The organism is Cytophagales bacterium (assembly GCA_033344775.1).
Taxonomy (GTDB): domain Bacteria; phylum Bacteroidota; class Bacteroidia; order Cytophagales; family Cyclobacteriaceae; genus JAWPMT01.
In genome coordinates this window covers 396047-410964 of sequence record JAWPMT010000006.1, presented here as the reverse complement: position 1 = coordinate 410964, position 14918 = coordinate 396047, and the positions used below count along the sequence as shown (strand labels likewise).

Genomic DNA, 14918 nt, shown 5'->3' with positions numbered 1-14918 from the left:
TTAACTAGATGCAACTCTTCTATTCGCCCTGGATTTAGGCGTGCATTGCAAAAAACTAAATTATACGAGTGAGTGTTGACTGAATCAGTCCTGGCTTTTGCGACCTTCTTTTCTGAAGTCTACAGCAGAAATAGCAGCTCCTGCAGCAGCAAGAAAGATCACAATGTTTACGAAGAGATTCACGCCATCGGTGATCGCAGGATTGGTAATGTCCATGATAAGTTTTCCTCTTTTGTGCGAAGTTAAGCCATCATTTGCTTTTAGCAATTGCTTCAGATAAACTTTTGATCAATCGATTGATATCTCGTTGATCATTATAAACATTGGGTGCTACTCGAACAGAGGTTCCGCGTACGGAGACACTCACCTTATTTTGATGCAACACTTGCTGTAACGTTTCCATGGCAAGACCCTCAGGCAAGGTCATTCCAACCAAATGATGACTCCTGGCAATTTCATTTTCAAACCCGAATCCCATATCTGTGGCTGCTTCGACCAATGGGTCCATCAAGAATTTGCAATAGGCTTGAATGTTTGCCGGATCCCAATTCAAAACCTGCTTGAGTGCTTCGATCATCATCGGAACCAAAATGAAATTACTATGCTCCCCAACTTCGTACCGCAGCGCCCCTGGTTCGTAGTTTTCTTTGTAGTGGATTAACCCACCAAAATTTTGAGCGCCTTCGCGATTGATCCAGTTTTCTTCAATGGGACTTCCCTGATCAAAGGCTCCACCGAAATAAGCGAGCGTCATGCTGTAGGGACCAAAGAGCCACTTATAGGCAGCGCAAACCAACATATCTGGTTGAATTTCCTTCACACTGAAAGGAAGAGCACCTACGGATTGTGTCCCGTCAATTACCAAAAAGGCATCATTTTCGGAGGTTTTCTTCCTAATGGCTTTCAAATCAAATAACGTACCGTCTGCCCAATGTACATTTCCAATCCCGACCAATAATGTGTTTTCATTGATGGCATCCAGGACCTGTTGGTTCCAGCGGGCGCCTTTTTCTACCCCTTCTGGTTTGGGTATGAATTTCACTTTGATCTTGTCGGATTGCGCACTTAGCCATGGATAGACATTGCTCGGAAATTGCTTATCTGTCAGGATAATCTCCCCTTCTTTGCCTGCCAGGTTTTTAACCACATTGGCCATCGCATATGAGACCGAAGGAGCGGTAACGATTCGGTTAGGTTCATCACAGTCAATGAGTTTTGCAAAAAGCTGCCGTAGCGTTTCAGAGTCGTGGAAAAAATCCTCCGGCGTAATCTGGTATGGCTTACGCTTTCTTTTGATGCCCTTGTTTCCAGCATTCTCCACTTTTTTCGAAAGTGGCGCCATATAGGCACAATTCAGATAAGCGTATTTTTTCTGAAGCTGAAATTTTTCGCGCTGGCAACTGAGCATAGGGGTTCCTTTTTTAAAGTGCCTAAATTACACGTTAACTAGCGATTTGAAGTGGAAGAAATTGTCGTATTCGATTCAATTGATACTGCCAGGAAGGTAATTCCGGAGGGAGAAAAACGTAAAGTGAAAATCGGGCCTAAGACCTTATGTCTGGCACATTATCGCGGAAAGTTCTTCGCGATAGATGACGCCTGTCCGCATATGCGTTACTCTTTGACCAATGGCAACTTCAACCCATTTTTAGAGATCGTCTGTCCGTTGCACACCTATCGATTCAAACTGACAACAGGTGAAGAGGCAGAGCAACGATGTACAGCACTGAAGACATATCCGGTCATTGAGGATGACCGACTAGTTATTCTAATGGATTAATAATTAGGGTTCAGAAAATGAACGAGGCTAAGCAGGCCATCAGCAATATTCTGTGCCCACTCCTGACCAGAACCTCTGCCCACAATGTAAACCACGAAAAGCACATAAATACTCAACAAGACGATCGCTTTGTTTTTGCCCATGTATTTACCTGAAGTGAAAATCAGGACAGCCACAACGGTCAGTATCCAAAGCAGGAATCGCAATTCCAGGCTAAGGTCCACTACTTCTGGTGGCATGTGAATGGGCCCTTTGATCAGGGTGAAAATGAAAAGTGGCAACCCAAGAGCGAAACAGATATCAAAAATGTTACTCCCCAATGCATTGGAAATCGCATCGTCATATTGCCCACGCTTGGCATCTTTCATCGAAATGATTGTATCCGGGAAACTAGATGCCGCTGCAGCCAGGATTAATGCAACAAACATGACGGGAATGTTCAGTCCGCTAAACTCTCCTAAAACTGGAACTTCATAAGTTTCAGCACCAATCCACTCACAAGCAATTACCAGAAAATAGCATACCAGTGCGATCGCTACAGTCGAAAATATGAGCAGTGACCAGGCACGGGAGCCATTGATGGGTGAATTTCCAAGGAATAGGGCTTCCAGATTAAATTGGAAAAATGCTTTTAATTTACCAGGACGCTCTTCGTCTTCTTCGTCACCATCAGCTGCATGAGCGGCTTCAATTTCCTCTTTTTCTTCGGCCGTTTTCTTGGTCATGGTAGCGAACATGAAAACAATGTAAGCCACGTAGACCAGCATTAAAAGCACGCCATGGTACCAGTCCAGTTTATTGCCACTGATCAATACCAGAAAAATTAGTTCGGCCAGGATCAGGGCGATCCCATCACGTCTCATGGCTTTTTGCGAAACGGTGATTTTATTGGTGAGGCCCATAGAGATCACCGCCAGGATAGAAACAGCGGGAATGACCATGCTATTGAAAATCGCGCTACCGGCAGTAGTTCCGATTCCGCCAGAAAAGCCACTGGCGTCCTGAAGAATGAAAAGGAAGAAAAGAGAGGTGAAAACCTCAGGCATGGAACTGGCGATAGCGTTGATAGTGGCTCCTCTTACCCCTTCGGACAAGTTCCTACCTACATATTCGGAGGCTGTCATAAAGCCATCCCCTGCTCTCCAGATTACCAGGCAGCAAAAGGTAATCAAGAGTAAAGGTATTAGTATTCCCATACGGCAAGCACAATTACGGTGCGTCTTTCATACAATAGACTAAAGCGAAAATACACAATTTCGGCTTGCAACCTCCATTCATCCACAAATTCCCATGATTTATCACGGCTTCATGCAACCTTTTATAACTATTTGCATCTATTGTAATAGGTCAAATTAACTCACCATGTTTACTAACTTCCTAAAGACTACCGTGCGGAACATGCTCCGCAACCGTGCTTATGTCATCATTAACATCGTTGGACTGGGCTTGTCACTTGCCTGTTGTATCGTTGGATATTTGAATTTCAAGTATGCCGCGGACTTTGATAAAAACCACGAAAATCACGCCAGTATCTACAAAATACAGATCAACAAGACGGTCCAGGGGCGTAACATTCCTTATGGAATTTCACCATTGCCCTTGGGTCATGAAATAAAAAATGATCTTGCTGGCGTATCTCAGGTTGTTCGCTACTCGAGTTCCGGAATGGTGATGCAGCAAGGAGAAAAAATCCTGAATAAACGAATAGGTTTTGCGGATGAAGATCTGTTTGAGATGTTCACCTTTCCGTTTAAGTATGGCGATAAAAGTGCATTTCTGAACCGAGGAAATCTGATATTATCTGAAAATACGGCTCAGGTCTATTTTGGTGATGTTGACCCGACGGGCGAATTGATCAAAGTTATCGAGTCGGATGGAACACCTAAAAGCTATGTAGTGGGTGGAGTGCTTGAAAAAATCCCTTCAAACTCCAGCATCAATTTTCATGCGGTCACTTTATTTGACAACTATCTGGACCTCAACGACTGGTCCAACGACCGGTGGAGATCCTTTGTAGCAGGCACATTTATCAAAACGACAACTGAGGAATTTCCAGGTCATATTCCAGCAATACTGGATGAGCGATATGTGGAAATTCAAAATAGCGCACGAGATGATTGGAAAGTAGCTGGATACTATCTGGAACAATTAACCACATTAGGCAAAAACGCACAGGACATACGTGCCAACTGGCTGAGTGAGCCACCACCGGTTCCTGCGGTTATTTCGCCTTTGATCATGTCAATCATGATGCTTCTGATCGCCTGTTTCAACTTTACAAATACTTCTCTAGCGATATCCAGTAAAAGACTCAAAGAAATAGGAGTAAGGAAAGTCATGGGTGGAAACCGAAATCAGCTTATTTTCCAATTCATGGGAGAGAATATTGCCTTGTGTATTATTTCCATGTTACTCGCCCTTTTGATCTCGGTCTTCCTTGTTCCTGCTTATAGCTCTATGTGGGACTTCCTTGAGTTGAAGCTATCGCTAACCGAAAACCCTGAGGTTTCCGTATTTCTTACGGGTTTGCTGTTATTTACGGCAATTACAGCTGGTGCTTATCCGTCACTATATGTTTCGAGCTATGAGCCCGTTTCCATTTTACGAGGAAGTCTTAAGGTGAAAGGAACCAGTACTTTCTCTAAAATTTTGCTAGGTGCTCAGTATTCATTCACCTTTTTGGCATTGATCTCTAGTCTTGCCTTTATTGGCAATGCCGAGTATCAAAAAACCCTGGATGTTGGTTTTCAAAAAGACGGGATCATTGCCGTTCAGTTAGATTCTGAAGAATTTCAAACCTACTTTGATCGAGCGAACCAGATTAGCTCGCTGGAGATGGTTGCGGGGACCGAAGAACATATTGGGCGTTGGAATTATGCAAGAACCTTGCGTCAGGGAGAGAAGGAAATGGAGACCAGTATGATGGACCTTGGTTTGGATTATCTCGATCTCATGGACCTGACTTTGGTGGAAGGTCGTTATTTCGAGAAAGATCTGAAAGACTATGATCGTCAAAGCTCCATTGTTGTAAACGAACAGTTGGTTAAAGATTTTGGCTGGCAAGAGCCCATAGGTAAACGGGTTCAAATTGATGACTCTACGCGATTGACGGTAGTCGGTGTTTTGAAAGATTTTTATGCCTACGGTTTCTGGGACCCGGTCTCACCAATGGCCTTTAGACCGGCGCTGGACGATAGAATGAACTTTGTGGTCGCACGAATGAAACCAGAAAACTCCAAGGAGGCTTATGAAGCGCTGGAAGCTGCATGGTATGAAATGGTACCTAATAAACCGTTCAATGGCGACTATCAGGATGAATTCATCAAAGAATCCAATCTGGTAAATAACAACATTGCTATCTTATTTACCTTCCTGGGCACACTTGCTTTGATCCTTTCTTCTATCGGATTATTCACACTGGTATCATTAAATGTGATCAAACGCATCAAAGAAATTGGCATCAGAAAAGTCCTTGGCGCCAAAGTGAGCACCATCATCCATTTACTGAACAGACCCTTTATTATCATCATCTCGGTATCAGCAGTCATCGGAACAGGAATGGCCTTCTTGTTGATTGATTTGTTGTTATCCACCATATTCCATTACTATCAGGCAGTCACGATCTTCTCGTTGGTCCTGCCATTCATCGTGCTATCTATCATTTCTCTGACAACTTCTTCGGGAAGGGTATTGGTAGCGGCAAAGAGAAATCCTGTGGAATCGCTCAGGTACGAGTGACCGCACTACAGGATGGTTAAGTTGATCTGCTCCCTGAAGGCATTCAGGGAGTTTTTTTTTGTTTTTGGAGGGCAGATAATTGATGAGACATCCATTCCGGAGGATACATGGTTTGATGCCCGCAAGGCGTTGAGGACCACCGGTTTTATCTTTTTTCTAGAAGAAAAACCCTCAAAATGTCATAAAGGCCAATTCATAGCGCGCAAAAGACCATCAAAAAGGGAATTTTGGATATATTTTCGCTATCAAAAGAAAGTGCGGAACAAAGCTGCAAAATAAAATTGCATTTTGCAAACGGTTTCCGCTTTTTGTGTATTAAGCCTATTTGAATTGAGCATTTTAGCGGAAAACCTTAAGTTCTTACGTCTTCGCAACAATTTGACGCAAACCAAATTTGCAGCACAGTATGGTCTGAATCGTGGTAATGTGGATTCTTATGAGAAAGGCACAGAGCCCAAGTTGAAAGTGCTCATCGAGATTGCCAGAAGCCATAAGGTCAATCTGATGAACATGCTGACACTCAAAATGACGCCTGAGAACTTCCATTTGTTTGCAGAAGATATGCCATTGATGTCGGATGTGGCGGAAGACCCTGCCGCAACTTATGGAGATTCTGAAATCTATGTGTTGCTCCGCGATATCGAAGACAGTGAAGCGAGAGAACAACGAAGAGACATTTCGAAAAAGATCATGCACCTTGTCAATCGCATCATGTCAGAGAATTCTACGCTCCGTAGAGATATGATGGAGTATTTGAAGAAGGACCGACAGTAAGATCAGCGTAGTTTCTACCAACTAAATGGAGAAATACAATGATACTAAGTTGATCGGTTATTGAGTTACTAAGTTTTCCTGCTTTATACTTTGGTGATTACATCACTCTCGTGAGCGACATGTAGACTAAACAAATTGATTTAGCCAGTTGAAGCCTCATTTTAGTTCACCAGAACTATTCAAATATCGAATTGGTGTGCAATACAACCCTGTAACCCAATAACCAATTAACCAGTAGGAATTGAAATGATTCCTCTCAAGAAGCGGCTCGTTTCTCTGGTCTGTTGGCGACGCTCAAGCGCTCCAGTTCCCGCACAATACCTTCTGCAGATTTCTCAGGTCTTACCCTGAACGCCTTGAGACCACTGACTCCTTGTAGCTCTTCCAAAACAAATTGCTCGAACTGTGGAGAAATAAGTCCTTTGTGCGCCAAATACTCCAGGTAAGTCAAGTATTCGCGGGCATCTTCCTCCCGGTTATAAACAATGGAGATGGTTTCCGCTTGCGTCAACCGTTCGGAAGAGTCTTTGATCCGTACCTTATCAATCCGCTTTTTGATGATCTCATATCGAATGTTATAAGCCCCATCCACGTCGAATTGCTTTTCATCCATGCGGAACTTCACCGAAAGCGGCTGGCTATGCACCAAAATCAAGTGACCAACATCCAAAGGCATGCTGAGGTCTTCTTTGAGTTCTCTGGTTTTCTTAGAGATCTCAATCGTGACCAATAATTGCCACAAGCGCAGGTTCTTCAGGTACAGCCTGCTGAACTTCTTATCTCTGGAAATGGAGTCCCCTACATAAATGTTGTATTCGACCCCATCGGTTTTATATCGTTCAAAGTAATGTGGGAAGATTTCCTGAGCTCGACCTTGCTCTTCTTCCAGTAAGGCAGCTACAGTTTCATTGATCCTGGTCAGGCTTTCTTCAAAGTTTTTACGCTTATCGTAAATGATCCCTACTTCAGGATCTAACCTGTCCCAATAACCCTTGTTGCTGATGGCAACGAAATCCGGCATGTCTTCTTCCAAATCCCTGATCAATGGCTCAATATCCTTTCTCAAGAAATTAACGATCAGGTTTTCGTCTTCAGAGATCAATCCTTTTTTCAGTCGGGAGATTTGCTTGGCAATCCTGTAAACGGCTTCTCCTATGATTGGGAAGTCCCTTCTCTTTTTACCTTCAGTCAATACCTCTTTCGCCAATTTCAACTGTTGTGTCAAATCTGCAACGATCGCCTTATTCCTTTGAACGGAAGAATTACGGATATCAGAAGAACCAAAAAGCGGATGCACGTCTTTGAATATGATCTCCTCGTGTGCTTCCTGTATCCCCTGGCTTTCCTGATCAAGGATTTTATAGGCAGCTTCTGTGAATTTCCATTCTACAGAAGGGTGGATAGACGTATAGTGTTCTTTGATGATCCCGCTGATCCGGTTTTCCACCTCTTTCATTTTGCGGGCCATCGCATTTGCAAAAATGGGCAGGATGTCCTCAACCTTGGCAAAATCAATCGCACGCAGGGACTCATTGTTACTCACCATTTCAAAATGCCCAATGAATTCACCGTCTGAATACAAAGGTGCTACGATCACACTACGGTAATCCGGTACGGGATCTTTGCTGAACATCAGGCTGCATGAAATTTCAGGAACGATCACTGGTTTTCCGGTTCGCTGAATTTCATCACTGATCTCATGAAAAGCGTTCAGGAAATTATCGTCTTTGTCTACCAGTAAGCTCCAGGTTCCGCCTTCACCACAAGCCTGGTAATTGTTTTTGAAGGTATGGAAGCTGCTTATCCCTAAGCGCAAGTCCGGAACTTCTACCAAAGATCGGAACTGGCCTTCTACCACATCAAAAAAGTTGGAATCCTCAGCAGTAGCCTCCAGGATCATTTGCTTCAGGTTTTTGACGGTCTCTTCTTGCGTGATCTCTGTCAGTGAGTAGATCGCAAACCCGGTAAATTCAAAATGTTTAGGTGGTAGCTTTTCGAACCACAATTCCAGATCATGGCTCTGGATCAGCTCATCTATTTCTTCCAGGGATAACTCAGGCTTGTCTCCTACCAGTGAAATTTCACAAAACCTTGAGTCGAACCCAACATGAAAATGCTTTTGAAGACCATTATCCTCTTTTAGGGTCATGGTCATGTATTCCACAGGAGGGAGCTTCACCCCATAAAACTGATTAAGTATGGCCCCATAAGCGGCCATGTTCTTGGTCTGGGCAATCTCCTCGGGACTTTTGTCGCTGACCATATTCATCAACGAGCCCGCTTTTTCTATCAAGGAGCGAAAAGGTGCCGTGGAATAAAAATAGTCCAGCGAAAACGGGCGGAATACGGCAACAATCTGATCGTTGCTAACCGCCGGGGGAACCACTGCTGAAATGATCACATCGATCAAATGCTGATGTTCCGTAATCAATGACGAGTCGCTGATCTTCTCCCGGAGAAACGGATATTGATCGATCTCCTCAATCAGCTTTTTCGCTGTATTGGCCAGGATGGGATTATCGCTATAGCGCTGTAATTCCCAGTAACCAATGATGGTGCTCAGTTTGAGCGACGAATTAAAAGGAAAATCCTCCAACATTTATCAAAGTTAATCATTTGTGAAGTCTATTGAAATACGCTGAAAATTAGAAATATGTTCCCCAGATCAAAAAGAAATACTTTACATGGATGGATCAGGGCTCATTTTAGGTGTGCTTTGATTAATTTTTCGCACCTAAAGAATCTGAGAGCATGTACATCAATCTTTCGGGCCTCAATATCCTTGTGACTGGGGCCAGCCGTGGAATTGGAAAAGCCATATCTACTAAATTGGCGGAAGCCGGAGCAACTATTGCCGTGCATTACAACAAAAATGTTCGGGAAGCAGAGAACCTGGCTCATATTCTGGGCAACGAATCCAAGGCCTTTCAAGCTGACCTTTCTAAAGAAGATGAGGCTTTGAAACTATTTGAACGTGTAACCCTGGAGATGGGCAGCGTTGAGATTTTAGTCAACAATGCGGGAATAGCCAAATCCGCACCCATCACAGGCAGTGATGACGACTGGCAAAAAGCATGGGACGAAACCATGCAGGTCAATTTAAATTCTCCGGCAATGCTTTGTAAGAAAGCCGTCGAACACTTTATCAAAAGAAGGGCTGCAGGCAGAATCATCAACATTTCATCAAGAGCCGCTTTCCGTGGCGAAACCGGAGACTACATCGCTTATGGAGCATCGAAGGCTGGTATGGTTTCATTGACAAGGTCCATTGCCAAGTCATTTGGTAAGCAAGGGATCAAAGCGTTCAACATTGCGCCAGGGTTTGTACGAACCGATATGGCCAAGGAATTCATGCAGCAATACGGCGAGGAGCATGCCAAGGGTGACATTGCATTGGAGCGACTGACCGAACCCAAAGACCTGGCACCACTGATCACTTTTATCGCAAGTGGCATGGCGGATCATGCGACCGGTTCTACATTCGATGTAAACGCAGGAAGCTATTTGCATTAGACACGACAAACTTTATTGGCGGTTTTGCGTGTTTATTACTTCACGCATCAACTATTCAAATCGCCTTGTATGGAATCGAATTTCACTCAACACCTTCGTATGCTCGTTCGGCTCGCTTTGAGCGACCAAAAGTTTTCAGATATTGAAAAAGGCCTGATCCTTAGCATTGGAAAAGCACATCGGCTGGCCGAAGAGGAGATCCAAACACTCATTACAGAGGAACTTTCGCAAAAAAACTCCCTGAACATTGCCTTCAATGCTTTGTCCTTTGACGACAAATTCGAATACCTGTACGACATCATTCAGCTCATGAAAATTGACAATGAAGTTTTCCTCAGTGAGATTCGGTTTTGTGAACAAATGGCTGAAAACCTGGGCTTTGATAAAAAAGTAGTGAAAAAGCTTTCTTCAAGAATTTACGGCGATCCATCCATCACAGCGGACAGACACAACCTAAAAATGCTGGCTCAGAAATTCCTTAGGGACTAAATTTTGGTTGTGACGATAATCCGGCTATCTTTATTCCCAGCAACCGAATTTATTTATAACTACTAAGCTATGAGCATCCAATCCCAGCTAAGTGCACTGATTGCATTAGCCAATATAGACGGAGATTTTGATGGAGAAGAGAAGACCCAAATCTACATGTTGGGTAAGGCCAACGGCATGAGCAAGGAAGAAGTAGATAACCTGATCGATAACCCTGTGCCCCTTCCTCCGGTGAGTACGATGACTCCAGATGAGAAATTTGATTACCTATACAATATTGTGCAGTTAATGAAAATCGACAGCCAGGTATATCTAAGTGAAATCAAATATTGTGAAGACCTTGCTGAAAAGCTTGGATTCAAGCGAAAGGTGATTTCTACACTGGCATCAAGAGTATATAGTGATCCGTCCATCACAGCAAACATTGCCTCTTTGAAGAAGGCAGTAAAGAAATACGAGGCTTAATAAACCTAATTGAGCTTTTAATGAGACCAGATGCTGTTAGTATTTGGTCTTTTTTATTTCCTGAACACTTAGATTAATTGCAGATTCTTTCCCCGGATTTATTCGGCGACGCCTAGCCGGCCGCGCCTGGTCCAGGGCATTTATTACCGAAGATCCCTGCAGGAAAGCCGGGATAGGAACATATTTACAATCAGGTTCATAATGACGATAAAAACGGTTTTTGAAGTAAACCTTAAATTGAAATCACTTTAAAAGCTCCTGAAAATAAGCCTCATATGCAGTAATCGTTTGTTCGATGTTGAATCTGGTCAGGTAGGCTTCTCTTCCTTTTTTGATCAGATTTTCTCGTAGCAACTGGTCATAAAGGAGTGCGTTGATCTGGTCAGCCAACCCATGAATGTCACCATTTTCAAACAACAGGCCATTTTCATTGTCGCCGATCACGCTGCGAATCCCACCAAAATCGGATCCAATGACCGGAACACCCAATGCCATGGCCTCAACCAGGGTCAGGCCAAAACCGTCCATTTTTGAAGCAAGTATGTTCACATCCATCAATGGGTAGTGGTTCAGTACCTGTTGGTGATCGAGTACTGAAGTAAATACCAAATGCTGTTGTGGAGCCACATCGTCGATTACTTCCTGAACTTGCGCTTGTTCAATACCCACAAAAAGCAACGTGATATTTGGTGCTAAAAATGGACAAGCTCGTATGATCTGATGTTGTTCTTTCAATCGGCTGATACATCCGACCACCTTGTTTCCCTCAGGAATTCGGTATTGCTGTCGCAATACATGAACTGTTGCTGGATCTACTGCTTTATTCAGTGCTTTAGGTAGGCCATTGTAGATTACTTTGAGCTGATCTTCTCGATATCCTTTCTTTTTGAAAAGGATTTTCAATCCGTCACTGATTACCACGATACTTGCAGTTTTTGTGTGGAGGAATCTTTTGATCCAAGGTTCATCCCTCGGCCTTTGTCGGCGAGTAAAAACGACCTTGGCGCTGAGTCCAAATAAAAACCGCGCAAGGACCATCATGAACCGATCCTGTCCGGATTGAGCATTGACGATATCGATTTTATGCTCCTTGACGAAGGCGGCAATTTCCCTGGAAGTTTTCCAGTCTGCGTACCCTTTGAAGGCAAAGTGTACCGTTTTCAGTTGCTTATCCGATTCCACCAGCTTTAGCAAGAAGGCCTCTTTCCTTGCTCCTAGCCAAACGTCATGTCCTTTTTCCGCCAGCCCTTTGGCCAGGTAACTGACCGAATAGGAAGATCCGGCCACAGATTTTTGCTTGGTGATGAAAAGGACTTTCACACGTCAAAGTTGTTTCAAAATGTGAAAAGTTGAGACAAGGATTTGCAATCGCCACAAAAAATGAAGTTCTTTAAGTACGACCAACACGCGAGCCTTCTCGCATTACCTAACCATATATGTCCTGGAGCCACCTTTATCCACTCGACCTGTCTGAACTCGCGACAGTTCGGGAACAGCTGCATCAAGCCGTACAAAGTGTAGCGGCGGTGGGCAGACACTTCTTATCAGCCTCCAAAGAAGATGAAAATGCCGTTTTACAGTGGATCCCAAACCCAAAAAGACTGGCAGGAAAATGGATTGATACGCCCAAAGGCAAATTCAGAGCTTCCATTAGTTTTTCAGAGGGACGTATTTTTCTGATCGACGAACAAATCAAGGTGATCGACTCTTTCGAGATCCATGACAATACCTTCAATCAATTGATGGTCTGGTTTGAAGAACACATTGGTAAACTAGGCCTGCCGGTGGAAAATTTTCATCTCAATCTGCCATATGAGTTGCCAACTTATGCGACGCAAAAGAAACATGCATTTGATTTATCAAACATGGCCTTATGCGATGCTTTTGCTCATTACTACGCCAATTCCAGGGTGATTTTGGAAAAGCTAAAAGGAACATTCGCCGGGGCTGGAGAAACAACCGTTTGGCCACATCATTTTGATCAGGCCATTTCTGTCATGCTTAAAGATTCCGGGAATCCGGAAACTTCTTCATATCTCGGCCTTGGGATGAGCCCTGGGGATGACTATTATGATCAACCGTATTTCTACGTAAATTCATGGCCGCATGCTGAGGAAGAGGAACTTTCTCCCCTGAAGTTTGGAAAGTGGCATACGGATGACTGGATCGGGGCAGTATTCACTGCAGAGGAAGTTTGGGATGTAGCAAATCAGCCAGAAGCTGTCACTTCCTTTTATAAAGAAGTCTCCAAACATCTTGAAAATCTCCTATTGAAGTAAATCGGCGAGACGAATGTCGTAATACTCTTCCAGTTTGGACAAAAATTCGTCTTCATTCATGATCGGCCTGCCGGTTTCATTGGCGGAAGTATTGGCGATGGTTCGACCAGTTAGCGTCATCTGGCCTTCTTTGGTCCACTTCTGAACAAATTTCGAATCGACATAAAAAGAATCCGGGTCTACCTGATAAAAATGATGCTTGTCAATGAATTCTATGTATTGCGTTTCCTTCTCAGCAAAACCATAGATCGTTGAAAAGTTGGACATGTCACTGGAGACCTGCAGCAACCAGTTTTCATCGGCATCCTTATGTATGCGCATGTATCGGTTGTAATCTACCTGAAGTTGGTTTTCCTTCATTTTCTTCGGAAGCAAAGGTCCGTTTCTGGATCCCACATCCACCAACCATTGCGACTCTTCGATAGCGACAATCAATACCATGTGTTCATAATATTGACCGTAACCGAGCTCATGTTTCTTCGATCCGGCTGCTACAGGGTAACACTGGTAACCTAGTTGATCCAGCAAATGATAGAATAGAAAATTAAGTTCAAGACCCAGACCGCCGCGGTTGGGTTTGGCAATGATCTGATCAAATAAGCCATTGATGTCCCACTTTCGCGTCCGTCCAAATTGAATTTCAAGGTTTTCATGTGGGACCTGGTGCAGGTGAGCTTTGTGAAGCTGTTTCAAGTAAGCTTCTCCCGGTTCCTGTCGGTTTACTTCCAGTCGTTCCAAATACGTAATTGCATCGATCTTCGTCAGTTTGGGACGGTTCTGAAAGTAATTGAGCCGCCTCATTTTTCTTCAAACTGTCGCTTCAGGGTAAAAATGAAGTTTCGGACCGCATCCTGCCAATCCGTATCTGCATCCCACTCTTTCCCTACGTACACATCATCGGTACGGGCTTGATAGATGTAACCTTTATAAACCACTGTTTCTACAGGCAATCGTTTCAGTCTCACATCCCCTGGAATGAGACCTGGGGTTACCGAAATGATCTGTGTTTCCTTGGTATGATCAGGATAATTTAGCAAGTCTTTTGCCCCAGAACCAGAGGTTTGTACTAATTGGAAAACATACTGGATGCCACTTGCCAGTGCGTAATCATTGTCTTTGAAAGAAAACATTTCCCATTGGTAAGGATATTGGGCAAAGGCTTTTTCCAAAGACACATTGAACTGTTTGACTTTTCGATTATAAGCAAGCAGCTCTTGTTTTTCGTCATCAGGCAGTTTGTTGTCGATCCGAATAGAATCCATGAGGGCAACGCCTAGCTTTTGTCGCCTCAAAACACCAGGATAGGTTGCGAGGTGCGAACCTTTGAAAAAGCTTATGTCTTCGACATAATCAGGATCCGAAAGCACCAAAAAGTTAGTAGCGGGTATATCAGACCTTTTTACGACGATCCCAAGTTTGTAGAGCAAGGGTGTCGTGTCAATGTCGGCTGCTCGCCAGGCTGCTTTTCTTTTGAATACATTTTGGCTGTTGAACCCGGAAGCAATGATCATTTCAAACTTGCCAGCGGATTTGCTTAAAATGATTATGTTCTCTACATCCCGGTTATCAATCAGCTTCAGATAAGCTTCATTGACCTTTTTATTGGCAAACAGGTCTTGTTCAAACAGATAGATCACCGGATCTATGCCCATCTGTAAGAATGCACCATGAAAAGTTTTGCCATGCTTTTTCCAGGACTTGCGATCCAGCTCATCTGAAGTTCTGAGGATAATCCCTGTCCGGCTCGATAATAAATTGGATGGGATTTTATCGTCGGAAAATTCCAATGCGTTCAATTGCGTTGAAAGATCCATGGGCTGGCAGAACCCGGTAAATCCAATGCAGAATAAGGTCAGGAAAAAGAAGTGTCGCATGCCTTG

At 43.7% G+C, this 14918-nt stretch carries 14 protein-coding genes; 7 read left to right on the top strand and 7 right to left on the bottom strand.

Annotation, left to right across the window (positions count from 1 at the left end; translation table 11 throughout):
• Positions 1-84 precede the first annotated feature (84 nt).
• A complete protein-coding gene (locus tag R8G66_31550) occupies positions 85-216 on the bottom strand; it encodes a hypothetical protein (GenBank protein MDW3196955.1) in 132 nt (43 codons plus the stop codon).
• 34 nt (positions 217-250) lie between these two features.
• On the bottom strand, positions 251-1342 hold the full coding sequence (locus R8G66_31545; protein ID MDW3196954.1) for an aminotransferase class V-fold PLP-dependent enzyme: 1092 nt from the start codon (positions 1340-1342) through the stop codon (positions 251-253).
• Positions 1343-1459: 117 nt separating this feature from the next.
• On the opposite strand from R8G66_31545, the gene R8G66_31540 reads away from it, so the two are divergent.
• Positions 1460-1780 (top strand): Rieske 2Fe-2S domain-containing protein, encoded by a 321-nt coding sequence (locus R8G66_31540; GenBank protein MDW3196953.1) that lies wholly within the window; start codon positions 1460-1462, stop codon positions 1778-1780.
• Here R8G66_31540 and R8G66_31535 read toward each other — a convergent pair.
• Entirely contained in the window at positions 1777-2976 is a 1200-nt protein-coding gene (locus R8G66_31535) for a hypothetical protein (GenBank protein ID MDW3196952.1), read from the bottom strand. The genes R8G66_31540 and R8G66_31535 overlap by 4 nt on opposite strands.
• 166 nt (positions 2977-3142) lie before the next feature.
• Between R8G66_31535 and R8G66_31530 the strand changes: the two genes are divergently transcribed.
• Positions 3143-5518: an FtsX-like permease family protein gene (locus R8G66_31530; protein ID MDW3196951.1), complete on the top strand. Its 2376-nt coding sequence runs from the start codon at positions 3143-3145 to the stop codon at positions 5516-5518.
• Positions 5519-5848: 330 nt separating this feature from the next.
• Positions 5849-6292, top strand: a complete 444-nt coding sequence (locus R8G66_31525; GenBank protein MDW3196950.1) for a helix-turn-helix transcriptional regulator — start codon at positions 5849-5851, stop codon at positions 6290-6292.
• 256 nt (positions 6293-6548) lie between these two features.
• Here the strand turns inward: R8G66_31525 and R8G66_31520 are convergent, their stop codons facing one another.
• On the bottom strand, positions 6549-8891 hold the full coding sequence (locus R8G66_31520; protein MDW3196949.1) for a hypothetical protein: 2343 nt from the start codon (positions 8889-8891) through the stop codon (positions 6549-6551).
• Between the two features lie 152 nt (positions 8892-9043).
• Here R8G66_31520 and R8G66_31515 point away from each other — a divergent pair, with 152 nt between their 5' ends.
• The 3 genes from R8G66_31515 to R8G66_31505 all read left to right on the top strand — a co-directional run bounded on the left by R8G66_31515 (position 9044) and on the right by R8G66_31505 (position 10759).
• The gene (locus tag R8G66_31515; protein ID MDW3196948.1) at positions 9044-9805 is read left to right on the top strand and encodes an SDR family oxidoreductase; all 762 of its coding nucleotides are present in this window, start codon (positions 9044-9046) and stop codon (positions 9803-9805) included.
• 69 nt (positions 9806-9874) lie between these two features.
• The gene (locus R8G66_31510; protein MDW3196947.1) at positions 9875-10294 is read left to right on the top strand and encodes a TerB family tellurite resistance protein; all 420 of its coding nucleotides are present in this window, start codon (positions 9875-9877) and stop codon (positions 10292-10294) included.
• A 69-nt stretch (positions 10295-10363) separates the two neighbouring features.
• Positions 10364-10759 carry a TerB family tellurite resistance protein gene (locus R8G66_31505; protein MDW3196946.1) on the top strand — a complete coding sequence of 132 codons (396 nt, stop codon included), beginning with the start codon at positions 10364-10366 and terminating at the stop codon, positions 10757-10759.
• Between the two features lie 243 nt (positions 10760-11002).
• On the opposite strand, the gene R8G66_31500 is transcribed toward R8G66_31505, so the two are convergent.
• Entirely contained in the window at positions 11003-12079 is a 1077-nt protein-coding gene (locus tag R8G66_31500) for a glycosyltransferase family 4 protein (GenBank protein ID MDW3196945.1), read from the bottom strand.
• A 116-nt stretch (positions 12080-12195) separates the two neighbouring features.
• Between R8G66_31500 and R8G66_31495 the strand changes: the two genes are divergently transcribed.
• Entirely contained in the window at positions 12196-13038 is an 843-nt protein-coding gene (locus R8G66_31495; GenBank protein MDW3196944.1) for a hypothetical protein, read from the top strand.
• Here R8G66_31495 and R8G66_31490 read toward each other — a convergent pair.
• Both R8G66_31490 and R8G66_31485 read right to left on the bottom strand, forming a co-directional pair.
• Complete coding sequence (locus R8G66_31490) at positions 13027-13839, bottom strand: arylamine N-acetyltransferase (protein MDW3196943.1); 813 nt, start codon at positions 13837-13839, stop codon at positions 13027-13029. The genes R8G66_31495 and R8G66_31490 overlap by 12 nt on opposite strands.
• Positions 13836-14912: a hypothetical protein gene (locus R8G66_31485; protein MDW3196942.1), complete on the bottom strand. Its 1077-nt coding sequence runs from the start codon at positions 14910-14912 to the stop codon at positions 13836-13838. Before R8G66_31485 ends, R8G66_31490 begins: the two co-directional genes overlap by 4 nt.
• Between the last annotated feature and the right edge of the window lie 6 nt (positions 14913-14918).